Below are 25,933 nucleotides of genomic sequence, written 5' to 3' on the forward strand. Positions count from 1 at the left end.
GGTTAATATAAATTTCTGTTTGTATTCCTTGATTACTCATAGAACACAAGCCCATTAAACACCACAAGTCTATGTATGTACTAAAAAGAGACGGCCGTAAAGAGCCTGTTATGTTCGACAAAATTACAGCCAGAATTAGAAAACTTTGTTATGGTTTAAACGAACTTGTGGATCCGCTTAAGGTTGCAATGCGCGTTATTGAAGGTTTATATGATGGTGTTACCACAAGTGAATTAGATAATCTTGCTGCAGAGGTTTCTGCAACCATGACTACTTCTCACCCAGATTACGCCAAACTTGCTGCAAGAATTTCTGTATCTAACCTACACAAGAATACTAAGAAAACATTTTCTGAGGTAATGACAGACCTTCATGAATATGTAAATCCTAGAACTGGAAAAGATGCTCCTCTTTTAGCAGATGAAGTTCAAAAAGTCATTCAGGAAAATAAAGAACTACTAGATTCAACAATTATATATAATCGTGATTTTAATTACGATTACTTCGGATTTAAAACCTTAGAGCGTTCGTATTTATTGAAATTGAATGGGAAAATAGCAGAGCGCCCACAACATATGTTAATGCGTGTTTCCATTGGAATTCATATAGATGATATTGATGCGGCAATAGAAACTTACGACTTAATGTCTAAAAAGTTCTTTACGCATGCAACGCCTACGCTTTTCAATTCAGGAACACCAAAACCACAAATGTCATCCTGCTTTCTTCTTACAATGAAAGATGATAGTATAGATGGTATATACGATACGTTAAAGCAAACCGCCAAGATCTCACAATCTGCAGGTGGAATTGGATTATCTATACACAATGTTCGTGCAACTGGATCTTATATTTCCGGAACCAATGGAACTTCCAACGGGATTGTGCCTATGCTTAGAGTATTTAATGATACTGCGAGATACGTAGATCAAGGTGGAGGAAAACGTAAAGGTTCTTTTGCAATGTATGTAGAACCATGGCATGCAGATATCTTCGATTTTCTAGATCTTAAAAAGAACCACGGAAAAGAGGAAATGCGTGCAAGAGATCTATTTTATGCAATGTGGATCCCAGATCTTTTCATGCAACGTGTAGAACAAGATTCAACTTGGACGCTTATGTGCCCTAATGAATGCCCGGGACTTTTCGATATTTATGGAGATGAATTCGAAGCTTTGTATCATAAATACGAAGAAGAAGGAAAAGGTAGAAAAACTATCAAGGCTCGCGAGTTATGGGAGAAAATCTTAGAATCTCAAGTAGAGACTGGAACTCCTTACATGTTGTACAAAGATGCAGCAAACAGAAAATCCAATCAGAAAAACCTTGGGACTATTAGATCTTCCAACCTCTGTACAGAGATCATGGAATATACTAGCCCAGATGAAGTTGCGGTTTGTAACCTTGCTTCTATCGCTTTACCTATGTTTATAAAAGGTAAAGAATTTGATCATAAGGAACTTTATAAGATCACCAAACGAGTAATTAAGAATTTAAATAAGGTAATAGATAGAAACTACTACCCTGTTAAAGAAGCAGAAAACTCTAATGTGCGTCACCGTCCTGTTGGATTAGGAGTACAAGGATTGGCAGATGCTTTTATAAAATTAAGAATGCCATTTACCAGTGACGAGGCAAAAGCTTTGAATCAGGAAATATTTGAAACCCTTTATTTCGCATCTGTTACGGCTTCTATGGAATTGGCAATTGAAGAAGGACCATACTCTACCTACGAAGGATCTCCAATTAGTAAAGGAGAATTTCAGTATAATATGTGGGGAATTAAAGATGAAGACCTTAGCGGGCGTTGGGATTGGGCTAAGTTGCGTAAGCAAGTAATGAAGAACGGAGTTAGAAACTCCCTTTTAATGGCGCCAATGCCTACAGCTTCCACTTCTCAGATTCTTGGAAATAACGAGGCTTTTGAGCCTTATACATCTAACATCTATACAAGAAGAGTACTTTCAGGAGAATTCATAGTTGTGAACAAGCACCTATTAGAAGATCTTGTAGAACGTAACCTTTGGACAGAAGATGTAAAAAATGCTATTTTACGGGCAAACGGATCTGTACAAGGAATAGATATTATCCCTCAAGACCTTAAGGAATTGTACAAAACAGTTTGGGAATTAAGTATGAAGGATATTATAGACATGTCCAGACAACGTGGATATTTCATAGATCAGTCACAATCGCTTAACCTGTTCATGGAAAATGCAAACAATAGCAAGTTAACTTCAATGCACTTTTACGCATGGAAGAGCGGACTTAAAACTGGAATGTATTACTTAAGAACTAAGAGTGCGGTAGACGCTATTAAGTTCACCCTTTCTAAAGAAACTAAGAAAGAACCGGTATTAGAATCTTACGCAGAATTAGCGCAACCAGATGTAGTGGTTGCTCCAATAAAAGCGGCAGCTCAACCAACACCGCAACCTGCAGAAGTAGCTGTAGAAGGAGATGCACTTTCTCCAGACGAGCTAAAAGCACTTATTGCTCAAGCCAAGGAAGCAGAAGGTGATGATTGCCTGATGTGTGGGTCTTAAAATTCAATTTTACCCCGACTAGTATATAGTCATCATTAACAAAAGGGAAGTATTCGCAAGTTTACTTCCCTTTTTTAGTACTTTAAAAGAAATAAGCCCGCAGATCGCGCCGATAAACGCAGAAAAGTAAGATTATGTTATGGATGAAAACCAAATTTCTTATAAAGTTAGAGGAGCCATCTTTAATGTCTATAACAATTTAGGTCCTGGACTTTTAGAATCTGTGTATGTTGCTACATTGCTATATGAATTAAGTAAAGTAGGTTTAAAAGTTAAAAGAGAAGTTCCCGTTCCAGTTTACTACGAAGGCGAAAAATTAGAAGTAGGATTCAGGTTAGATCTTTTAATTGAAGACAAAGTGATAATTGAAGTGAAATCTGTCGAGAACTTAGCCGAGGTTCATCATAAACAAACAATCACGTATTTAAAGCTCACAAAATTAAAATTGGCTATTTTAGTCAACTTTAATGTGGAAAATATAAACTCCGGTATTTTTAGGAAAGTAAATGGATTATAATTTTTTAAATATAAACAAAAGCGTAGATAAAAATCTGCGAAAATTCGCGAGATCTGCGGGAGAAATAAAATTACAACATGATGAATTGGGAACAACTTCTTTCTTTAAAGAGATATGGAGATACTAATAAAAGATTACGAAAAGAACAAAACGAAACCCGTCTTGGTTTCGAAGTAGATTACGATCGCATTATTTTTTCTTCGGCCTTTAGAAGCCTTCAAGATAAAACCCAGGTAATTCCGCTTTCTAAAACAGATTTTGTCCATACCCGTTTAACCCACAGTTTAGAAGTTTCTGTAGTTGGAAGATCCTTAGGGAGACTTGCTGGGCAAAAGATCCTAGAAAAGCATCCTCAGCTAAAGGAAACTCATGGATACCAAATGAATGATTTTGGAGCAATAGTAGCTGCTGCTGCTTTAGCGCACGATATCGGAAATCCACCTTTTGGACATTCTGGCGAGAAAGCAATTGGAGAATACTTTAGCCTTGGTAATGGAAAGCGTTTTAAAGAACAACTTTCAGATAAAGAATATCAGGATCTCATAAAATTCGAAGGGAATGCTAACGGCTTTAAGATCCTAACAGAAAACAGACCTGGAATAGAAGGTGGTTTGCGTTTGTCCTATGCCACTTTGGGAGCATTTATAAAATACCCGAAAGAATCCCTTCCGCATAAACCCACAAAAAATATAGGCGATAAGAAATTTGGTGTTTTTCAAACGGAAAAAGAAATATTTGAAGAGATTGCAGAAGAACTAGGTCTTAATAATGTTAGAAATGGTGAATTTACAGCATACACAAGACATCCACTGGCATTTTTAGTGGAAGCTGCAGATGATATTTGTTATACTATCATCGACTTTGAAGATGGCATTAATCTAGGTTTGATAGATGAGGAATATGCTCTGGAATATTTAATTAAGCTTGTAAAAAATAGCATAAACACTTCAAAATATAATTCCCTTACCAACACTGCAGATAGATTAAGCTATTTGAGAGCACTGGCTATTAATACGCTTATCACCGAAGCTGTAGATATTTTCCTGGAAAATGAAGAAGCGATCTTAAAAGGGGAATTTCATGAATCGCTATTTGATATGAGCAGTTACGAAGCGCAAATCAAGGACATTATTAAGATCTCTGTAGAACGAATTTATCAAAGTGAAGAAGTAATCAATAAGGAAATTGCGGGCTATAAAATGCTCTCTCATTTACTAGACACCTATACGGAAGCCTTTTTACCGGAATCTATAGAACTAGAAGACTCCAATTACAATAATCTGGTAAGAAAATCGGTTCCTAAATTAATAATTCAAGATGGACAAACAGTTTATGAAACTTTAATGCAACTTTGCACATACACTGCTTCTCTAACCGATGGGATTACTGTAGCGTCTTTTAATAGATATAAAGGAAACCGTATATGATATTTTCTATTCCCTACAACTAAAAACATGAGAAAAACTGCCAGACTACTAAAAAATAAACGTGATGAAATTATAGATCTCTGGGAAAAAGAGGTTCTAGAAGTAGTTAAAGCCGCCCCAAGTACTAATAAAATTGCACTTCACGATCACGTTCCAAATATTCTGGAAGATATTATTGATATTATGAATCATCACGAAAATACCGATGATTATTTTAATGATGAAAAGCTCCATAAAATAGAAAAAAACAGTTTGGAGCATGGGAGACATCGGGCCACTTCTCCTAATTATACAGTAGATCAAATAATACATGAATATATAATTTTCAACAACGTAATTATAAGAGTACTTCACCAAAATCAAATCACTGAAAAATCCTTATTTCATCTTATAAAATGCGCTATAGATAAAGCAATGCTTAATTCTGTTGCTTCATTTACAGAGTCTATAGAAGAAATGCAGCATAAATTAATTGGGACATTGGCTCATGATATTAGAAATCCTCTCGCAGCTGCTCGAATGGCTATAGAAATGTTAGATTATAAAGCAGGAGAAGAAAGATTCAAGAAGGTAAAGAAAATGTCTTACAATAGTGTTAATAAAGCTATAGACCTTATAGAGGGCTTGTTAGATTCTATTACTGTTAAGGCGGGAGAAGGAATTATGCTATCATTTACACAAATGGATCTTAGCGCAGATATTCAAACTGTTTATGATGAAGCTTGCGAGGTGTTTTCAGAAGAAATAATTTTAGAGAAAAAAGAAGAAGCAGTTGAAGGTGTTTTTGATGCCACTGCAATAAGAAGACTTTTAGAAAATCTTGTAACCAATGGCATAAAATATGGCCATTCTGAAAAACCAGTAGTTATTAAGATTACTAATGAAGAAGAATGGTTACATATCTCTGTCCACAATTATGGAGAACCAATTCCTAAAGAAAAACAAAAAGAAATTTTTACCTTTTTAGAACATGGAAAACAGCAAAGAGAAAAGAAAATCCGGAGTTATGGAATTGGCTTAACATTAGTGAAAATGGTTGCCGAAGCACATGGAGGGACAGTCATTTTACGGAGTGAAAAAGGTTTTGGAACCGAATTTCAGATCAAATTAAATAAATATAGCAATGTGCCCGGAAAAACGAGGACGCTTTTAAATGTAGAGGCTTAATTAAAACTCGTACATCACTCCCACCCCCAATAATTGTTTAAACTGAATTTTTGGCCCTAAAGTTTCTAAGGTGCCATCGTCATTTGTGTCTTCTTTGAATTTTACATCGTCATCGTAAATTAGATGAGACCCTATATTAGCCTTTACAAATTCATTAACCACCAAATTCAATTTCAGCTCCCAGTCAACATCTATGTTTCCAAACTTATTAAGATAATCTGTATAAAAACTTACCTGGTTCTCCAGATTCACATTGGTAAAAACCTCTTTACTAAAATTGTTAGTTACCAATATCCCAACTTCTGTGCGCACATTTTCCCCTCTGGTAATAATATTCCCAATACTGTCTCTTACAGCTGGAGTTACCCCAAACATGCCTTCATCTGCCAACCTTTGGTCTAAAACAAAAGTAGACTTATCTGTTAAAGGAGATAGATAAACGGTAAGATCTTCCTTAGGCGCAGAATACTCTGCACCTACCCCCAAAAACACATATCCAGGAGCCATAAAACTAGAGATCTCTTTGTCCCGTTGCGGGTATTTATAACCATTTGCAAACTGTGTTTTAAAATTGAATTTTGCAGAATACCTGAAATTTGAAGTAGAATCCCGCTTATATCCATAAGTGGAATTTAAGGAGATCTCATCATCTGTCTTTCTAACTTTTCTGCCGTCTTGAGCATTAAGCCCGTACCTTACAGTTGCAGATGTCTTCCAAAGCAAAAGATCCTTTTGAAATTTTCTTTCGAAATTTCCATAGAACAGGGCCGAAATTGAATTGTTACCTCCAGCATTCCAGTTTACAAATGCAACTTCATTCATATTTATACCAACAGAGTTCTTCTTAGACCACATCATCAAAATATCCTGACTATCTTCTTTAATAGAATCTGTTTTAGTACTATCTACAGCAGTAGTGTCCGAAATGGTTTTTGGTAAACGATTTCCAAATGTCATGGAAACGGAAAAAAGAAAAACTAATACTATGGGTATGATTGGGGTAAACTTAAATCTCATTATAAATTAGGCTAGTATTATTTTAAAAAGTCATTAATGGCATCAACTATACTTCTAACGTCCAATTTAACGATTTCATATAATTCTTTCATACTTCCTTGTTCTATAAATTGATCTGGAATTCCCAAACATTTAATCTGACTGGTATAATTGTATTTCGCAGCGAATTCTAAAACTGCACTTCCAAATCCTCCAGAGATGGCTCCTTCCTCCACTGTAACCACTTTTTTAAATTTCGAAAACATTTTATGCAGCATAACTTCATCTAATGGTTTTATAAAACCTGCATCATAATGAGCTACTTTAACTTTGGCATTCAGGGATACAATTGCCTGCTTAACATTTTCAGCAATAGTTCCCACACTAATTACTGCTAAGTCTGTTCCTTCTCTCAGCAATTCTCCCTTCCCTAGCTTCAGTTTTTTGAATTCCTGCTTCCAATCTAAGCGCACTCCTCTTCCCCGAGGATAGCGGATTACTAATGGATGTTGTAAGTTTATTTGCGAGGTGTATAACAAATTTCGTAATTCCACCTCATCGCGAGGCGCAGCAATTATTAAATTTGGGATACATCTTAAATAAGCAATGTCAAAAACACCATGATGCGTAGCTCCATCTTCTCCCACCAAACCGGCTCTATCTAAGCAAAAGATCACCGGAAGATCCTGTATTGCAACATCATGTATCACTTGGTCGTATGCACGTTGTAAAAATGTAGAATAAATAGCACAATACACAACAAATCCCTGCGTACTCATTCCTGCAGACAAGGTAACCGCATGCTGTTCTGCTATCCCAACATCAAAAGCTCTTTCAGGAAAAGCTTCCATCATATATTTTAAAGAACTCCCCGTTGGCATTGCTGGAGTAATCCCTATTATTTTTTCGTTTTTTTTAGCTAATTCTACTAAAGTCAGTCCAAAAACGTCTTGATATTTTAAAGGTAATCCGGCTGAGTTAGAAGGTAATAACTCACCTGTTTCGGGAGTGAATTTTCCCGGAGCATGGTACTTTACCTGATCTTCTTCAGCTTTCTTCAAGCCTTTTCCTTTGGTAGTAATGACATGAAGGAATTTTGGGCCTTGTATTTTTTTTAATTCCTCAAAAGTCTTTAGTAATCCTTGAATATCGTGACCGTCTACAGGGCCAAAATAATTAAAATTCAAAGCCTCAACCATATTGTCTTGCTGTGGTTTGTGACCAACTTTTGCTTTTGTAAGATATTGTTTTAATGCACCCACGCTAGGATCTATTCCAATAGCATTATCATTTAATATCACCAACAAGTTGGCTTTGCTCACTCCGGCATGATTCAAGCCTTCAAAAGCCATCCCGCTAGCAATAGAAGCATCTCCTATAACTGCAATGTGCTGCTTGTTAAATTCTCCTTTCAAATTTGAAGCAATTGCCATTCCTAATGCAGCAGAAATAGAAGTAGAAGAATGCCCAACTCCAAAAGTATCATATTTACTTTCAGATCTCTTGGGAAATCCGCTTAGACCATGTAATTGTCTGTTAGTATCAAATATATCGCGTCTTCCAGTAAGAATCTTATGCCCATAAGCTTGATGGCCTACATCCCAAACCAAGAGGTCATTGGGAGTGTTAAAGGCATAATGCAGAGCAATGGTTAGCTCTATAACCCCTAAACTAGCACCTAAATGCCCCTCTTTAGTAGCTACGATATCTATGATGAATTTCCTGAGTTCCTTTGCCAGAATCGGTAATTCTTCGATAGAAAGTTTGCGTAGATCTAATGGGGAATCAATATTATTTAAAATACTTTTTTCCATGAAAAGCAAAGGTACATTTTGAATTTGTATTTTTGGATATGCAATTGATTTTTGACGACGAGTATTTTATGCGAAAAGCCTTAGATGAGGCTTCTTACGCTTACGAAAAAGGAGAAATTCCTGTTGGGGTAGTAATTGTAATAAATCAGCAGATCATCGCGCGGGGGCACAACCTTACCGAAATGCTGAATGATGTAACTGCTCATGCCGAAATGCAGGCAATAACCGCTGCTGCTAATTTTTTAGGCGGAAAATATCTGAAGGATTGCACAATGTATGTAACCTTAGAGCCTTGCCAGATGTGTGCAGGTGCTTTATACTGGAGCCAGCTTTCCAATTTAATCTTTGCGGCTACAGATCATGAACGTGGATATAGGAAAATGGGTGGGCAATTACATCCAAAAACAACTGTGAAAACTGGAATAATGGAAGAAGAATCTTCTAAACTTCTTAAACGCTTCTTTATTGAACGCAGGAATTTGAATTAGATTTTTTATTAGAAATTCTGACTCAATGAGATCCTTCGGCCAGCTCAGGATGATAAACCCTTGTCATTCCGACAAAGTAGGAATCCATTATAAACCAAAATATTATTCCGCTGAGATCCTTCGCTCCGCTATGCTACGCTCAGGATGACAAAAGTCATTCCTATCGGGAGAGGAATCTAGTTTAAATAAAACCCCCTTCAAAAAGTAGTTTTATTACTCCGTGAAGGGTTTATTTGTATTATAAATACTTTATGATTTCAAAGATTCCTCAGGAATATCCCACATATCTTCAAGCTCTTCTAAAGTTTTTCCTTTTGTTTCAGGGATATATTTATAGGTAAAAAATATAATTCCCAAGATGAATACTGAAAAGATAAAATATGGTAAAGATCCATTCCAAAAATCACTTGCGTTCACTTCACTTTCAGCAACCATTGGGAAAGATTGAGTTACCATATAATTTGCTGCCCATTGTGCGGCAACTGCAATAGACATAGCGGCGCTTCTTATATTATTTGGGAACATTTCTGAAAGAATCACCCAAACAACTGGGCCCATAGACATAGCGAAAGAGGCTATAAATAACAATACTCCTATTAGGGATAGTATTCCTACAGAGTTGGTCATTAAGGTGGTTCCTAATAATATAAATCCAGCTAACATTCCTACCGCTCCAATATATAAAAGTGGCTTTCTACCAAACCTATCTACAGTGGCCATCGCAACAAAAGTGAATACTAAATTGATTCCTGCTAATAATACTTGTTGTAGCAACACATCATCCTTTCCAAAACCTAAGGCTTTTTCAAAGATATCGGCTCCATAATATAACACCGCATTGATCCCTGTGAATTGCTGCAACATAGAAAGAACTGTACCTATAGCTATAATTGCAAAAACACCTTTTGCGAAAATACTCACCTTCAATTTGTTATTGTCTTTCTGAAGTGATTTCTCAATCTCGATAATTTCATTTTCAGCAATCTCTGCACCATGAATTCTGGTTAGGACTTTTAATGCATCAGATCTCAAACCTTTCATAGCAAGCCAACGCGGACTTTTAGGCACAAAGAATAATAAAAATAGAAATGATAAACTTGGAATAAGTTCAGACCAGAACATCATTCTCCAACCAGACTGAATATTTTCTGCTTCCGTAGCGCTATTACCAATAAAATAGGTCGCTAAAAAAACCACAAAGAAACCAACTACAATCGCTAGTTGGTAATAAGTAACTAAGGTCCCTCTAATTTTCGCAGGAGCGATTTCAGCAATATAAGTTGGGGCATTCATAGATGCTATTCCAATCCCTAAACCTCCAATAATTCTGAATACTACCAATAAGCTTACAGATTCTGGCAAAAAGGCTGGCAATCCAGAACCCCATGCGGAAATAGAAAATAATATCGCGGAAATGATCAACGAATATTTTCTCCCTATCCCCTTACTAAGTGGTCCCGATAAGATTGCACCCACAAAACAACCAATTAAGGCACTACCAACAACCCAACCTTTCATTCCTGCATCCAAATCGAAATACTGGCTAAAATAGTATTGTGATCCGTTAATTACTCCGGTGTCATATCCAAAGAGTAAACCCCCTAAGGCGGAAACAATGGTGATTAAAATTAGAAATGTCTGGTTTTTCATTGTTGAAGAATTTGGTGGTAATATATTTTTATAATTTTGTAACCTTAATGTAATCTACGTAAAGTTTTTGAGGCAATGCATAATCATCCACAACTGCACCTCCTAAATTCCCACCAACTGCTAGATTGATCAAGAAATAAAAGGGTTTTCTAAAAGGATAATGTTTTTCATCATACTCTTTTGGAACAAATGTGTACAACAATACCTCATCTACATAGAATTTGATATTGTCTTTACTCCAATCTGCCTTAAAAATATGAAAACCATCTTCTATCCCTTCAATTTTCGATTTTTTAGTATTTACAGTATTGCCATGACTTATTGGTGTATGAAGTGTAGTAAACACCACGCCAGGCTCTTTACCTACATATTCCATAATATCTATTTCTCCAGAAGCTGGCCAACCAACTTCATTCACATCTGCTCCCAACATCCAAAGTGCCGGCCAAAAACCTTTAGCAGTTGCTAATTTAGCTCTAACCTCAATACTTCCATATTGAAATTCAATTTTATTTTTGGTATTGATTTTACCTGAGAAATATCGCTCACCTTTTTTTACTGCCGTAATCACCAGATTTCCGTCTTCTACTTTAACATATTCTCTATCATAGATCTGAAGCTCATTATTTCCCCAACCGCATAGATTTGGGCACCCATCCCCTTCCTCATAACTCCAATGATCCATGTTAAGGGAATTTCCATTAAAATTATCCTGAAAGATCTTTGGTGCGCAAGATGTGAATGGCAACAGGCTTATTACAAGAATTGCTAATTTGTAATTCATGAAATGATCCAATTAATTTTTAAATTTAAAGTTAGAAGACTTTAAATCTATGGAATTTCCTCCAACAAATATATTAAATTCTCCATCTTCAACTTCCCAAACTCTGTTAGCAGTATAAAATTCTAACATTTTTGTTGTGATAGGGAATGTTACAGTTTTACTTTCTCCCGGCTCCAGCTCTACTAACTGAAAGCCTTTCAGCTCCTTTACAGGTCTTGTTCTGCTCCCGATAATGTCCTGAAGATATAATTGTACCACTTCTTTTCCTTTTACTTTCCCAGTATTTTTTATCGTGATCGTAGCTTCTATATTATTTTCTGAATTCATTTCAGTTCTTGAAAGGGATAAATCACCATATTCAAATTGCGTATAGCTCAACCCATATCCAAAAGGATACAACGCATCTTTCTTAACATCGGTATAATGAGAATAGGTTACATGTTCGCCATTTGTAGGTCTTCCAGTATTTTTTTGATTATAGTATAAAGGTTCCTGCCCTACTAATCTAGGAAATGATACCGGTAATTTTCCTGAAGGATTGTATTTTCCGAATAGCACATCTGCAATCGCATTTCCACTTTCTGACCCCAATTGCCATGCTACAACAATAGCTGGAAGATTTTCTGATGCCCAAGAGATCTCCATTGGTCTTCCGTTAATAAGCACCAAAACTATATTGCTATTTACCTTTTTAATTTCTTCTAAAAGTTCCTGCTGAAGACCAGCCAAACCAATTTTCGCCTGACTTCTTCCCTCTCCAGCTTGAAATGCATCTTCTCCCAGTACCATTACCACTAATTCTGAATTCTTAGCAAGCTCTATAGCCGCTTGAAATCCAGATCTATCAGAAGTATTAATATCTAATGGTAATAAAAAGGATCGTTCGCTAGTTCCTAAAATAGTCCCTAAAGCATATTCTACCTTCGTATTCTTGTTCACTGCGCCTTTTATTCCTTCTAATACAGAAACTGCAGAATTTGCTTCTCCTTGTGCTCTCCAATTTCCAATTGGTGCATCTTTATCATTAGCCAAAGGTCCAATAACAGCGATAGATTTCACAGTGTTATTTATTGGTAATAATTGTTTTTCATTCTTCAGAAGTACAATAGATTTTGCGGCAATTGTTCTTGCTTCCTTTCTATGATCTTCATAAGATATATTCTTTTTAACATCTGGGTTAGAGTATTTATAAGGATCTTCAAAAAGGCCTAATTTAAACTTTACCCTTAAAACTCGCTTTACCGCGTCATCAATTAATGTTTCTTCTATGCTTCCTTCTTTAACTAATTCAGCAAGACTGGATTCATAAGCGCCGCCTTCCATATCCATATCGCTTCCTGCATTCATGGCAATTTGTGCAGCATGCTTTTTGTCCTTCGCAAAACCATGATCTATCATTTCAGTAATAGAAGCCCAATCTGAAACCATAAAGCCTTTCCAATCCCATTCCCCTTTTAAAAGATCTCTTTGTAGATACTTGTTTCCTGTTGATGGAATTCCATCAATTTCATTAAAAGAGTTCATAAAAGTTGCTACCCCCGCCTCGGCTGCAGCTTTAAATGGAGGAAGGACTGAGTTTTGTAACTCATTCTCACCTAAATTTACCGTATTATAATCTCTTCCCGCTTCAGCAAAACCATATCCAGCAAAATGCTTAGCAGTTGCTGCTATTGTAAGATCTCCTGCCAGATCGTCTCCCTGATATCCTTTTATTTTAGCAACACCAACTACAGAGGTAAGATAAGGATCTTCCCCTGAACCTTCCATAATTCGTCCCCAACGTGCATCCCTGGAAACATCTATCATTGGTGAAAAAGTCCAGTTCACTCCTTCTGCAACAGATTCTATAGCTGCAATACGGGCAGAACGTTCCATTGCATCCAAATCCCAACTTGCTGTTTCGCCCAGAGGAATAGGAAAAATAGTTTTATAACCGTGAATTACATCGTATCCAAAAATCAAAGGGATCTTCATTCTCGAATTTTCCATGACCAGTTTTTGTGCTTCTCTTGTTGCTTCAACAGAAAGCACATTTAACATGGAGCCCACCAGACCATTTTTGAGATTGTCTTCTTTTTGCTTACTACCAAGTTCTGATGCAGGACCTGTTAGGTCCCAACTACCGTTGTATTGCACCAACTGTCCAACTTTCTCTTCTAAAGTCATTAAAGACAGGACAGAATCTATTTTCATTTCTATATTTTCAATAGAACTAGGAATTTTAGAATTCTGACCAAATGTTGTTAGGCAGCTTAATAGAAGGGTTATAATATATAAGGTTTGCTTTTTCATATTTGATAAATAAATACCTGGAGGAAACTATTTCCTCCAGATAATCTTGGCTAATACATTTTAATTATTGGTAGACTCTTACATAGTCTATTTCCATAGATGACTCTTGAAAATCATCTGCTATAGTTCCTCCAAGAGTTCCACCCATAGCGACATTCAAAATTAAGAAGAAATCTTTATTGAATGGTTTTGAGATGTCATTATCAAATATGAAATATACTTCCCCATCTAAAAGGAAAGTGATATTTTCTTCAGTCCACTCAGCCGTGTAAGTATGAAATTCAGAAGTGGCATTGGTAATTGTTGTCTCACCTACTGAGGCATTTCCTCCTGAATTTCCAGGAAAATGAAGCGCTGAAGAAGTTCTGATTGGGTTATTACCTACCCACTCCATAATATCGATCTCACCCGTCGCAGGCCAGTCCACTTCAGAAAAATTAGCCCCCAGCATCCAAATCGCAGGCCAGGTTCCGCCGCCTCCCGGCATTTTAGCCTTTACTTCAATCCTTCCATAGGTAAATTCAAATTTATCTTTTGTTGTAATTCTTGCTGAAGTAAAATCAAACCCGCTTTCAGACTCTCTTTTAGCCGTTATAACAAGATTTCCGTCCTGAACTTTTACATTATCTTCAGAGTTTGTATAGTACTGAGCTTCTCCATTACCCCAGCCATTGTCACCATTACCAATTTCGTAATTCCAGTTCGCTGTATCTAAAGCATTCCCATCGAATTCATCTGACCATAACAGGTCCGTAAATTCAGTTTGAAAGCTTTGTTCTTCAGGCTCTTCTTCATCTCCGGAATCAGCTGTAAGTATAAACCACCAATCAAATTCACCATTACCATCAGTAGATTTAAGTATTAATTCATTAGGCACTGAGCGATCGAAAATTTCATATCTATGATTACCCCCAATGTAATAGCCAATAAAACCTATTCCAGTAAGGTTAATTGATTCTGCACCACCGGGAGCTGAAATAGACCAATTCACAGAATAATCTGAGTACGGAAGGTTTAGAACGTCTGCACCGCTAACTTCTCCGCCACTAACTCCTAACTGATCAATTAAATTAACTCTACCAAAAACAGTCCCTGATGGATCTAAAGTTGGATCATCATTAGTGTTATTTGTAATATGAGTAAAGGTTCCACCCTCACCAAAGATATATCTATCATCATACATTCCAACAGCGGCTTTCTCATTGGGCCCTGCACTGTACCATTCAGAAACAACTACACCTCCTACTGGTCCCAACCCAAAATGACCTGGAACATCAGCTTTAATACGCCATTCTTTAGCTCCATCTCCAACTAATTTATCAATTAAATCTTGTGGTGGAGAATAAGTAACTAATACATCTACATCCACAGTTTTAGAACTAGATGCACCCCCTGCACCATAAGCTATAATACTTACGTTGTTGGTGGACACCCCGGATTCTGAGAATTGATGGGTGTAATCTCCATCTGAACTTATAGCAGAACTCCCATTACTAAAAATAAACTTATAGTTCATAGCTCCATTGGCAGTTGCCTTGAATGTCACCATCCCACTTCCGTCCCCAAAAGGCATGTCTTCTGTTGCTCCTACTACCTGGGTAGTAACATTTAATCCTGTTGGTACTGTGATCTTCCCAAGCTCGTAGTCATCTTGATCACAACCAACGAAGAGAAATACCAGCATCAGAGAAAATATAATACTCTTAATATTTTTCATGTTTTTTAATTTTAATTACTACCAAATGTGATATTATCAAAATAAACTACGTTATCCGAAGTTCTGGATTGAAAATCCGGAAAAATGATTATTTGATCAATAATTCCAGTTATTCCTTTACCAATACTTCCTGACATGTCAAAGGTTAATTCTTCCCATTCATTTATTTTGGTATTGGCAACCTTTACTTCAGGCTGAGCCTCCCCGTTTGATTCTGAAAATTTCAATCCTACATCACTTATTACAGATTTATACACCATAATTCTGACAATTTTGTTTGATTCATCAAAGGTAAAAGACCCAATATCTGAACCGTGTTCAGATTCAACACCTGCATAAGGTTGTCCTCCCTGTAAAGCTGTAAATTTGGCAACAGTTGAAGATGTATTGATCCCGGATGCACCCGGATTTGTTACAAATTCCAACGCAGGATTTGTATCATTTTCAAATACGCTCCAGGTCCAGTTTGCGCCATTTCCACCTGTTTCAAAATCGATTGGAGAATGTGGAGCGGTACCGGAAGTGCCGCCACCGTCACCACCGTCGCCGGTTTTATGGAAATACAGATTGTCTATGAATATAGTACCTCCATCATTAGGCTGAACATCAAATTTAAATTCTTTAAGGTCACTAATTACAAGCCCCTGGCCTGTAAAATCTGATAGTGGTATATCAATGCTATTCCATTGATTTGGAATCAAAGTCAGTGTGACACTTTTTTCTCCTGACCCACTAATGAGAAAGAAAGGAAGGGAAGTATAATCCGCAGACCATACATCAATATGAACAAATTCGAAAGTAGATGCATCTACAACCTCCCCAGTAAGGATTCCCTGGTAATTTATATTACTATATTTAATAGTTTCATTTCCGCTTATATCAATCATTTCAAAAGCGGTAGACTGACCCCAGTCCGGGTAATAGTTTACTCCGGCAGGATCTGAATATACATCACTAAATATAGACTTCACGTTTCCCGCGGAGTTGGTTGGAGTTGGTGCTGCAGCAGTTGGATTGGTTCCGCCATTTGTTCCACCACCGGTTCCCCCATCTGCAGCTAACTTAATATCATCGAAATAAAACAGCTCTCCTTTTCCAGCAGTTCCAAAATCTGGAAATACTATAGCGGTATCGTAAGAATTTGATGCATCGAAAGATGCAATAGAACTTAGGTCGAATGTTATTTCTTCCCAAGTATTTACCATGGTTGAGCTCGTCTGAATTTCTACAAAGACCGTTGGATTTCCATTATTGTCTTTTGGAGAGTTGGAATCTTCAATTTTGAACAAGATTGGTGTTCCTGCTCTTGGAGACCAAACCTTCAATGAAACAGTGGTTGAATTTGAAAAGTCAATAGGACCCGCAAGTGGAATACTTGCTCCTGCCCATACCTGTGCATCTTGTAGTTTATTAACTGAAAGAACTTTTGCAGTAGTATTTATTCCCGAAGCATCCGGATTATTGATCACTTCTGCAGGGATTGGTCCAAAATCTGCGGCTCCAAAACCATTAACGGTATAATTTACGGTAGCATCATCGAATGTGATTGGAAGCTTCACTGGTTCAGAAGCTCCTTCCCCATCTAATTTGATATCATCAAAATAAAACAATTCCCCTTTTCCAGCAGTTCCAAAATCTGGAAATACAATAGCGGTATCATAAGAGTTTGCTGCATCGAAAGAATCAATACTACTTAAGTCGAATGTTATTTCTTCCCAGGTATTTACCAAGGTAGTGCTCGTTTGAATTTCTACGAAGACCGTTGGATTTCCATTATTGTCTTTTGGTGAACTGGAATCTTCAATTTTGAACAAGATTGGAGTTCCTGCTCTTGGAGACCATACCTTAATAGAAACAGTCGTTGAATTTGTAAAGTCTATAGGACCTGCAAGCGGAATGCTTGCTCCTGCCCAAACCTGTGCATCTTGTAGTTTATTAACTGAAAATACTTTTGCAGAAGTATTTATTCCGGATGCATCCGGATTATCGATAACTTCAGCAGGGATTGGTCCAAAATCTGCGGCTCCAAAACCAGATGCAGCATAATTTACGGTTGCATCTTCAAAAGTAATTGGAAGTGTAACTGCATTAACTGCTCCTGTAATTGTTACCTCTTCGGTATACTCTAAGGTGGCTGCTCCTCCACCTCTTGCTACAACTCTTACAATATAATCGCCAACTTCAGTATACACATGAGAAGCAGTTTCTGTATCCATTATAGTAAGAGGTTCTTCATCTTCTACATCTCCAAAATACACGTCGTAAACCGTTGCGTTGGTTGCTGTAGGAGTCACTAACAGTTCAAAAGGATTTGTTGTAGATATTTTTATATCTACTTCAAGATCTGTTGGAGGATCGAAAGAGACCGTTACTACTCGAACTAATTCACTTGTTAAGCCGGTTAATCCTACCGCCACAATTCTTAAGTTGTATTCTCCCTCTGCATAGGTATGACTTATAGTCTCCCCAGGATTCACAATGGTTGGAGATTCATTTTCCACATCCCCAAAATAAACTTCAAAGCTAGAAGCACCCTGACCAGTTGGCGTTAATGTTACTAATCCCACTTCATCTTGTGAAATATCGAATATTGCATTAACATCTGTTGGTGCAGAAATGTCCTGCAATGCGTAGGATACTTCCTCTTTCTCACAGGAGGTAATCCCACTAAAAACTAAAAACAACACTAATAATTTTTTAATATGTCTCATTTTAAACTTGATTTAAATTTTATTAATATCCAGGATTTTGACTCCAATTACCTTGTGAAAACTCTATTTCTTCTAATGGAATAGGAAATAATTCGTTTTTACCAGTGGTAAAACCATCAATATTTTGAGCGGCTCTATCTGTTCTTACCAGATCAAAGAAACGATGCCCTTCTCCAATTAACTCTAATCTTCTCTCTTGAAAAATTACATCGGCCAAGCTATTCCCAGACTCTGTTGCAGGGTCTAATTCAGCTCTATCTCTTACCAGATTCAGGTAAGTTCTAGCTTTCTCATCGCTCCCACTTTTTTGGTATGCTTCAGCAGCCATTAACAGAACATCTGCAAAACGTATCGCTCTGTAATTATTGGGTTGTGTAAGATTGGCGTCCCCAGCATTCTCATTCTTTCTTGGAAGATATTTTCTATTGAAATATCCGGTGTGTTTATATCCTTCTATATACGATGCTCCGGTTTCGTCTGCCCAAGCCTCAATATCTAGAATTGAGATATCTTTTCTTATATCATTATCAGCGAACATATCGTATGCTTCCTGAGTAGGCACATTAAAACTAAATCCAGATTCAAACAAAGGACCTGTATAATTTCTTATTCCTTGAAACCCTACGGCAACATTTCCTTCACTACATTGTAAACAATCAAATCCTGCGCCTTCTTCTCCTGTATATTGAATTTCAAAAACCGATTCTGAATTATTCTCTCCTTCTTGTTCAAAAAGTGTAGCAAAATCTGAAAGGGAATATGGTCCATTTACTATTAAGTTATCAAGTACATCTGCCGCTTCTGGATATTTTCTCTGATATAAATATGCCTTTCCTAACAATGCCTGTGCAGCACCCTTAGTAACTCGACCTATTTGCGGTGCCGTATAATCCAGATTGTCAATTGCGAATTTAAGATCGCCTTCAATTTGTGCATATACCTCAGTTACCGGAGATCTTGGAATAGACTTTTCGTCTCCTAACACAAAACGTGCATCCCCCTTTAAAGGTAATGGCCCGAACCATTTAACAAGTTCGAATGTGAAATAGGCCCTTAAAAATCGAGCTTCTGCTATAATTTTATTTTTCCCGTCAAATTCTGTTTTGTCTTGAAACTCAAGGATGTAATTAGCACGTTGAACTCCTGCAAAATTCCAATCCCAGACATCATCCAGATTATCATTTACCTGAGTGTGTGTCATTTCATCTACTTGCTGAAAACCTATCACATCTGTAGCGCTTTCTCCACCACTTAAAGTGTTATCTGATGCTATTTCACCTAATAAAACATTTACATAGGTTGATTGCAAAATATCATAAGCTCCTATTAAGGCGTTGTAATAATCTGCTTCAGAATTAAAATAATTTTCGGAATCTATATTGTATTCCTTAGTCTTTTCCAGATAATCCTCACTACAGCCAAGGAGCATGGCGAATAGCATGACTAACGAAATGGATTTAAAAATTGAACTGTTTATTTTCATTATGCTATTTTTTAAAAGTTAAGGTTTAAACCAGCCATGTAAATTCTTGGAACAGGATAGAACCCAAAATCAATTCCACCACCAATTGGTGATCCGGAACTTGCTGAAGGATCATATCCATTATACTCTGTTAGCGTAAATAAATTACTTACAGAACCATAGATTCTAATCTTATTTACCCCTATTCTGGTTAGAAGATCTGCGGGAAGCAAATAACCTATTTGAACATTCTGCAGTCGAACATATGAAGCATCCTCTACATAGAAATCTGAAAAGGCAATGTTGGAAGAAGCTGCTGTGGTAAGTTTCGGCACCTCATTACTTGTTCCTGCTCCTGTCCATCTATCAAGGTATAAGGCATGTCTGTTAACATTAGGCTGAGTTCTGCCGTAATTTCTAACCATATCATTTCCTATGGAAGCATAGGTATATGCTGTAAAGTCGAAATTCTTATAGTTAAGATTAATATTTAATCCCATAGTTACCTCTGGAATTGGATCTCCAATATTAGTTCTGTCATTGGTATCTATAACATTATCTCCATTTATATCTACAAAGCGTAGATCTCCGGGAGTTGCTGGGGAACCAAGTGCATCTTGTGCAGGATGTGCGTCTACTTCTGCCTGGGTTTGAAAGATCCCATCGGTCCTATACCCATAGAAGTATCCAATTGGGAATCCTTCCTGGAATCTGGAGGGTTGTGGTTGCCCCACACTAAATTGGCCTCCTTGTAAAAATTCAGCTCCATTTACTTCTACTACCTCATTATCTAAATAAGTAGCATTATACCCAAAACTATAACTAAAATCATCTCCAATATTATCTCTGTATTTCAGGGATAATTCTACTCCTTCATTTCTAGTAGTACCAGCATTTATTGTTGGTGCGCCTGCTCCAGGAGCAGATCCTCCAAATATTCCTGAAACAGGAATACCTGAGATCAATAGATCACGTCTGTCTTCGCGAAAGATATCGGTTGTTATGTCTAACTTATTATTAAAAAGCCTTAAGTCTATTCCAATGTTGGTTTTTTCAGCTTCTTCCCATCCTGCATCGGGATTAGCAATTCCGCCAATAGCAATTCCATTAACTAAATTCCCATCCAGTACATAAGTTGCTTCACCATTCAATAAGGACCTGTAGAATTGCGCTCCTCCTGCTTCATCATTTCCTAAAATCCCGAAACTTCCTCTCAGCTTTAAGAATGAGATAACCTTGGAGTCCTGCATAAATGCTTCTTCAGAAATTATCCAACCAGCCGTTGCCGACGGGAAATATCCAACTCGGTTATCCTTACTGAAACGAGTAGACGTATCTCTACGCAACATCCCGGAAATTAAATATTTTCCTTCGTAATCGTATTGAAGGCGTCCAAAAAAGGAAAGCTTACGAATATCATAAACATATGCCCCGTTATTTAGACCGTCATTTGTACCGGTAGTTAAACTTATATCGGCAAATTCATAAGTGTTATTCGGCACATCGTATCCTGTAGCGAACAAACCATCACCCCAGTTTCTTATAACCGTCATCCCTGCAGTCCCTGTTACATGATGAACTTCTGCGAAGGTATTATCGTAGTTCCCAAAGAGATCGTAGGTGTACCCATTATCATTAATTCTGTTTTGGTTAACTCTACTCCTATCATTATTAAATACCTTTCCGGGACCAAATATATTTATAACCGGCGCAAAATCTTTTCCCTTGCTCACACTCATGTTGTAACCAATACGGGAGGTAAATTTTAATGCTTCTATTGGGGAATAATCCAAACTAAAGGACCCGTTAAGTTTGCTTAAATTATAATCGTTGAAAGTGTTCTCTATTTGAGTAAGTGGATTTACCACCTCATTTCCTAATGATCCATTCACATCCTGCTCATCTACTGCAAAGGTTGGCGCATAATTAAGAGCATTAAACAAAACAGAACCTAATCCATTTTCATTAATAGAACGTCTGTCTATACTAGTGAAAATAGAGTTTCCGCTAAGCGCGAATTTATCACTGATGTCTATACCTAAACTGAATCGTGCTGTACTTCTTCTGAAGTCAGATTTTTCTGATCCAACAATTCCCTCCTGGTATAAATGAGACCCTCCAATAGAATATGTAACTTTTTCTGAACCACCTGAAAGGGTGAGATTATGACTTATAATTGGCACTTCATCAAAAACTGCATCTTGAAAATCGGTTCCCTCGCCTAATTGACTTACATCTGGGTAAGGTAAATTCTGCCCATTATTTGCATAACTCTCATTTAAAAGCAATGCATATTCTGTAGCATTCAATAATGGAAGTTGTCTGGAGGTTTGTTGAATTCCCACATAAGTATCATATTGTACTGTTGCTGCAGTATTTTTCTTACCCCCTTTTGTAGTTATCAAAACCACCCCATTTGCACCAGCTATTCCATAAATGGCAGCTTGAGCATCTTTTAATATAGAAATGGATTCAACATCATTAGGATTTAAAGTTCCAAGGTCACCTTGATATCCATCTATTAAAACTAAAGGACCGTTCACACTATTAGAAGCAATACCTCTAATAGTTATATTTAAACCAGCACCTGGTGCCCCGGAAGTAGGAGTTACATTAACCCCCGCTGCTGTTCCTTGTAAAGCTTGTTCTAATTTTATTGGATTTAACTCCTCAATGGTTTTAGAGGAAACTACCGAAACAGCACCTGTAATATCTTTTCTTTGTTGAGTACCATATCCAATTACAACAACCTCATCTAATGATTCAGAATCGGTTTGTAAAACGACATTTAAAGTTTGTGTAGAAGAGACCGAGATCTCTTTCGGCAAGAATCCTATATAAGAGAATTGAAGTACATCACCTACATTCACATTCTCTATCTTAAAATTACCATCAAAATCGGTGGTCGTTCCACGCGATTCATTCTTAACTAATACGTTTACCCCTAACAGTGGGACATTATTCTCATCTATAACACTCCCTTGGACCGAAATCGATTGCGAATACATAGAAAAAATCCCCCCAAAAAGGACAATTAATAAACATGTAAATCTCTTCATTATGATTGATTGTTAAAATTGTAGTTGAAATATATTAATAGAATGTTAAGAACCTGAGAAATATACCTTTACAAAAAACATACAATTGAGAAATTAATAATTAGCGATGGCCAATTTTACCATACTCACAATTAAACAGGAGGATAGAGGATGTTTTAACAATAAAAATTAATTTACTGAAAGTCTGGAAATAATACTAATGTAGAGGTGATGTAGAGTTATTTCACTGCTCTGTTAAGTTTATATGGCTAGAATATAATCTGTAAGATTCGTATTTCGGTCTAAATTCATCTTTTTACGCAATCGATATCGTTTAATCTCTATACTTTTTACAGAAATATTTAACAAAGGAGCAATTTCTTTAGAGGATAAATTAAGTCTTAAATACGCACAAAGTTTAAGATCATTAGATGTTAATTCTGGATGCTTTTCTTTTACCTTTTTAAAAAAATCTTTATCTGCATTACTGAAAGCTTTTTTGAAAAACTTCCAGTTATCTTCATCGCTAATATCTTTATCTATAGTTTTAATAACAGATCTAACTTTAGATGAGTCTTCAGAATCTTTAAGCTTTTCTTTGATACTAGTAAGAAATTCATTTTTCTTAATTAAGCTCATGGTAGATACGGCCAGTTCTCTATTTTTATTGGCCATGTCCTGCTCAAGTTTCTCATTTTTTAAATTGATGATCTGCTTTTCAGCCTCAAGGTTTTTCAATTTCAATGTTCGCTCGTTTCTTATAACAATTTTTCTGTGATGTTGCCGATTAACAAAATGAACTATTATTAGAATAAGGAAGAACAATAAAAAATATCCTATAATTGCTAGTGTACTAAAATAAAAAGGAGGATCTATGCTGAAATTATAACTAGTAACACTAGTTATTTTATCTCCTATTTTTGCTTTAACCTCAAAACTATATTGACCAAATCTTAAATTTTTAAAGTTTACTTGAGAAGAATGATCCCAACTACTCCATTTGGAAGATAGCCCCTTTAGTCTGTAACTATATAATGCCTTTGAGTATTTATCGTATACGGGAGTTGAAAAATACAAAGAGATATTATTTTCCTTTGTTTTTAATTTTTTATCTATTCCTAAAACGGCTCTCTTCGGCTTTTCGTCTAAAGCGCTAAATTGAATCTCAGTAATTCTGATTTCAAAATTCTTCTCTTTTTTCGGTGTATCCTTCATTCTAAGGTAACCGTTAGCTATACCAATAAGATATTCATCCTCATTAATAGGAGTAATATTTTCGTATCCTTCAGCAATATTCCTAAAGGACTGCTCTATATTAAAAAATTCTAGTTCATAATCTCCTGTAATATTTGAAGGTTTCAGTTGAAAAATTTGGTTGTTGGCGAAACCCCATAGTTTTTCATTATTCTCATTGATCATCTTTCCAGATATTTTATCTAGCCCCGAAACTAATTCGTTCAACCGATTATCATCTGAAAACTTATTTTTTGTCTTATTGAACTGGTATATTTTAGTTTGAGTACTATAATATAATGTATCTACAAACTGAAACATCCCAGATGTTGCCCATATACTATCTGAGAACTTAAAATTCTCGAGCTTCTCTATCTTATTCGCATTCACATTATATTTTACCCTAAATACCCCTTTATGCTCATTATTAACCCATAGTACACTATCCGACTCCTTTTCTATATATCTTGAAGAATGCGGAAAACCTTTTACTAAAGGGGAAGCAATTAATTTACCATTGACATTTTTAATGAAACTAAATCCATAATAATGGCCTTGTACATAGGTGTCTTCACTTAATTTTTTCACGAACCAAGTTCCTAAGCGATCACTTATTTTTTCTGCTTTATTTCCATTAATCAAAAAAGTCCCAGTATCATGGCTACAAAACAATAATCCATCAATATAATTTATATTCCACACTTGACCATTTGTTCCCGGAATTAGTAATAAGTCATCACTTTCCTTTTCCTTAAAATAAAGCCCTTGATTAGTACCCAAATAAAGATTTCCGTTTTGAACATGTGAGGCATATACAGATCCTATTTTCCCTTTTACATCATTAAATGAGGTGATGTCTGATCTTGAGTTGATCATACTAATACCATAGTCTAGACCTGCCCAAATGTTTCCCATTTTGTCATTATACAAAGAAAGAACGGTGTTATTGAGAAGAACATTCTCTTGATTAAAATTGTGAACTATTTTACCAGTTTCATCAATTTGAAGAATTCCCTTTCCAACCGTTCCTAAAATCATTCCCTCGCCTGGTATAGCAATTGCTGCGAAAATATTTGTGTAATCTATCTTTTGGCTCAATTCCCTGTTTATCTCTAAAAGAACACCCTCTTTCCAACTAAAAAATCCAGAATTTTCAGTTACAAATTTAAGATTGGAAGAAGCACCATAAATATGTTTTATGGTTAAATCTCCAAGTGACTTATAAGGAATAATAAGTTGCGGCCGTCCTTTCTTAATTTCATATAAGCCTCCGCCAACAAGTTGAAAATACAACTCATCTTTAAGCTTGAATAAACCAGATACCGGTTTATTTTCAGGAATATTTAATTCAAGTACCTTGTCCTTTTCAGGATCGTAAAAATAAATTCCAGAGAAGCTTCTAAATATAATAAGTCCTTCAAGAGTTTTAATATCCCAGAACAATTCACCATCAAGCACGCCGTTGGGAAATTTTTCTATAATACTTTTATAACATAACACTCCAAAATCATCCTTGACCCAATACCCAGCTTCCATATATGCACCGGTATAAACTCTGCCATCAAAATTTATAACTGAACGCACTATAGAATTATTAGGAACAGGATATAGCTGAAAACGCTCACCATCATATTCCAGTAAACCAGCACCATTGGCAAAGTAAAAATTGTCATTTTCTCCCTGAGAAATCATCCAGTTCTGATTACCTCCACCATAATCGTTGGGATCAAAATTAATAACAGGTGGTAGTTCCTGTGAGAATCCAGAAATACTATATAAAATAAAAATAAGGAAGAATAATCTCAAGATTATAGTTTTAAAGCTAATTTAAATTTTATTCGACAATAATGTAGGAGAAAAGACAAAAGCTACCTAGAAACCTTGAATTAATTGGTTTTAAGATGGAAAATTTACTTTATATAAGGGGATTCTTTTTAAACTGATCCTTAGGCTTTTTTTAGAATTGAAATAAATTTAACCGATTATATGTGATTTAGAAAATGTTATAGTAAGTTAAAATTCATCTACATATCTTTTTTTTTTTGAAACTTGCTTGTTTTTAGCGGTTGTCGCCCTATATAAAAACTATCT

15 protein-coding genes are annotated in these 25,933 nt (G+C 36.2%); 5 read left to right on the plus strand and 10 right to left on the minus strand.

The annotated features are described in order from the left end of the window. Nucleotides 1-71: 71 nt before the first annotated feature. From I130_RS04730 to I130_RS04745, 4 genes are all read left to right on the plus strand, one after another. Nucleotides 72-2,546 carry a ribonucleoside-diphosphate reductase subunit alpha gene (locus I130_RS04730; protein WP_034919975.1) on the plus strand — a complete coding sequence of 825 codons (2,475 nt, stop codon included), beginning with the start codon at nucleotides 72-74 and terminating at the stop codon, nucleotides 2,544-2,546. Nucleotides 2,547-2,685: 139 nt separating this feature from the next. Further along, complete coding sequence (locus I130_RS04735) at nucleotides 2,686-3,063, plus strand: GxxExxY protein (protein WP_034919978.1); 378 nt, start codon at nucleotides 2,686-2,688, stop codon at nucleotides 3,061-3,063. An 80-nt stretch (nucleotides 3,064-3,143) separates the two neighbouring features. After that, nucleotides 3,144-4,490 carry a dGTP triphosphohydrolase gene (dgt, locus tag I130_RS04740; RefSeq protein ID WP_034920495.1) on the plus strand — a complete coding sequence of 449 codons (1,347 nt, stop codon included), beginning with the start codon at nucleotides 3,144-3,146 and terminating at the stop codon, nucleotides 4,488-4,490. Nucleotides 4,491-4,517: 27 nt separating this feature from the next. After that, complete coding sequence (locus tag I130_RS04745) at nucleotides 4,518-5,657, plus strand: sensor histidine kinase (protein WP_034919980.1); 1,140 nt, start codon at nucleotides 4,518-4,520, stop codon at nucleotides 5,655-5,657. Here I130_RS04745 and I130_RS04750 read toward each other — a convergent pair whose 3' ends face one another. Next, nucleotides 5,658-6,614: a DUF3078 domain-containing protein gene (locus I130_RS04750; protein ID WP_232224024.1), complete on the minus strand. Its 957-nt coding sequence runs from the start codon at nucleotides 6,612-6,614 to the stop codon at nucleotides 5,658-5,660. A 77-nt stretch (nucleotides 6,615-6,691) separates the two neighbouring features. Beyond that, nucleotides 6,692-8,467 carry a 1-deoxy-D-xylulose-5-phosphate synthase gene (gene dxs / locus I130_RS04755; RefSeq protein WP_034919985.1) on the minus strand — a complete coding sequence of 592 codons (1,776 nt, stop codon included), beginning with the start codon at nucleotides 8,465-8,467 and terminating at the stop codon, nucleotides 6,692-6,694. A gap of 38 nt (nucleotides 8,468-8,505) precedes the next feature. Here dxs and I130_RS04760 point away from each other — a divergent pair, with 38 nt between their 5' ends. Then, on the plus strand, nucleotides 8,506-8,955 hold the full coding sequence (locus tag I130_RS04760; protein ID WP_034919988.1) for a nucleoside deaminase: 450 nt from the start codon (nucleotides 8,506-8,508) through the stop codon (nucleotides 8,953-8,955). Nucleotides 8,956-9,204: 249 nt separating this feature from the next. Here I130_RS04760 and I130_RS04765 read toward each other — a convergent pair whose 3' ends face one another. The 8 genes from I130_RS04765 to I130_RS04800 form a co-directional block, all read right to left on the minus strand. After that, on the minus strand, nucleotides 9,205-10,605 hold the full coding sequence (locus I130_RS04765; RefSeq protein WP_034919990.1) for a sugar porter family MFS transporter: 1,401 nt from the start codon (nucleotides 10,603-10,605) through the stop codon (nucleotides 9,205-9,207). Nucleotides 10,606-10,633: 28 nt separating this feature from the next. Next, nucleotides 10,634-11,389: a family 16 glycosylhydrolase gene (locus tag I130_RS04770; RefSeq protein WP_034919993.1), complete on the minus strand. Its 756-nt coding sequence runs from the start codon at nucleotides 11,387-11,389 to the stop codon at nucleotides 10,634-10,636. A 12-nt stretch (nucleotides 11,390-11,401) separates the two neighbouring features. Next, the gene (gene bglX, locus I130_RS04775; protein ID WP_034919996.1) at nucleotides 11,402-13,681 is read right to left on the minus strand and encodes a beta-glucosidase BglX; all 2,280 of its coding nucleotides are present in this window, start codon (nucleotides 13,679-13,681) and stop codon (nucleotides 11,402-11,404) included. Between the two features lie 64 nt (nucleotides 13,682-13,745). After that, on the minus strand, nucleotides 13,746-15,398 hold the full coding sequence (locus tag I130_RS04780) for a family 16 glycosylhydrolase (RefSeq protein WP_034919997.1): 1,653 nt from the start codon (nucleotides 15,396-15,398) through the stop codon (nucleotides 13,746-13,748). A gap of 11 nt (nucleotides 15,399-15,409) precedes the next feature. Further along, complete coding sequence (locus I130_RS04785; protein ID WP_034919998.1) at nucleotides 15,410-18,109, minus strand: hypothetical protein; 2,700 nt, start codon at nucleotides 18,107-18,109, stop codon at nucleotides 15,410-15,412. A 22-nt stretch (nucleotides 18,110-18,131) separates the two neighbouring features. Continuing rightward, on the minus strand, nucleotides 18,132-19,592 hold the full coding sequence (locus I130_RS04790; RefSeq protein WP_034919999.1) for a RagB/SusD family nutrient uptake outer membrane protein: 1,461 nt from the start codon (nucleotides 19,590-19,592) through the stop codon (nucleotides 18,132-18,134). Nucleotides 19,593-19,603: 11 nt separating this feature from the next. Continuing rightward, a complete protein-coding gene (locus I130_RS04795; RefSeq protein ID WP_034920000.1) occupies nucleotides 19,604-22,630 on the minus strand; it encodes a SusC/RagA family TonB-linked outer membrane protein in 3,027 nt (1,008 codons plus the stop codon). A 240-nt stretch (nucleotides 22,631-22,870) separates the two neighbouring features. After that, complete coding sequence (locus tag I130_RS04800) at nucleotides 22,871-25,648, minus strand: triple tyrosine motif-containing protein (protein WP_034920001.1); 2,778 nt, start codon at nucleotides 25,646-25,648, stop codon at nucleotides 22,871-22,873. Between the last annotated feature and the right edge of the window lie 285 nt (nucleotides 25,649-25,933).

It is taken from the genome of Gillisia sp. CAL575, assembly GCF_000403785.1.
Taxonomy (GTDB): domain Bacteria; phylum Bacteroidota; class Bacteroidia; order Flavobacteriales; family Flavobacteriaceae; genus Gillisia.

What these genes read in the sequence shown, in the direction of transcription:
- I130_RS04730 (WP_034919975.1), top strand. Translation starts at nt 72, where the DNA reads ATGTATGTACTAAAAAGAGACGGCCGTAAAGAGCCTGTTATGTTCGAC.
- I130_RS04735 (WP_034919978.1), top strand. Translation starts at nt 2,686, where the DNA reads ATGGATGAAAACCAAATTTCTTATAAAGTTAGAGGAGCCATCTTTAAT.
- dgt (WP_034920495.1), top strand. Translation starts at nt 3,144, where the DNA reads ATGAATTGGGAACAACTTCTTTCTTTAAAGAGATATGGAGATACTAAT.
- I130_RS04745 (WP_034919980.1), top strand. Translation starts at nt 4,518, where the DNA reads ATGAGAAAAACTGCCAGACTACTAAAAAATAAACGTGATGAAATTATA.
- I130_RS04750 (WP_232224024.1), bottom strand. Translation starts at nt 6,614, where the DNA reads ATGACATTTGGAAATCGTTTACCAAAAACCATTTCGGACACTACTGCT.
- dxs (WP_034919985.1), bottom strand. Translation starts at nt 8,467, where the DNA reads ATGGAAAAAAGTATTTTAAATAATATTGATTCCCCATTAGATCTACGC.
- I130_RS04760 (WP_034919988.1), top strand. Translation starts at nt 8,506, where the DNA reads ATGCAATTGATTTTTGACGACGAGTATTTTATGCGAAAAGCCTTAGAT.
- I130_RS04765 (WP_034919990.1), bottom strand. Translation starts at nt 10,605, where the DNA reads ATGAAAAACCAGACATTTCTAATTTTAATCACCATTGTTTCCGCCTTA.
- I130_RS04770 (WP_034919993.1), bottom strand. Translation starts at nt 11,389, where the DNA reads ATGAATTACAAATTAGCAATTCTTGTAATAAGCCTGTTGCCATTCACA.
- bglX (WP_034919996.1), bottom strand. Translation starts at nt 13,681, where the DNA reads ATGAAAAAGCAAACCTTATATATTATAACCCTTCTATTAAGCTGCCTA.
- I130_RS04780 (WP_034919997.1), bottom strand. Translation starts at nt 15,398, where the DNA reads ATGAAAAATATTAAGAGTATTATATTTTCTCTGATGCTGGTATTTCTC.
- I130_RS04785 (WP_034919998.1), bottom strand. Translation starts at nt 18,109, where the DNA reads ATGAGACATATTAAAAAATTATTAGTGTTGTTTTTAGTTTTTAGTGGG.
- I130_RS04790 (WP_034919999.1), bottom strand. Translation starts at nt 19,592, where the DNA reads ATGAAAATAAACAGTTCAATTTTTAAATCCATTTCGTTAGTCATGCTA.
- I130_RS04795 (WP_034920000.1), bottom strand. Translation starts at nt 22,630, where the DNA reads ATGAAGAGATTTACATGTTTATTAATTGTCCTTTTTGGGGGGATTTTT.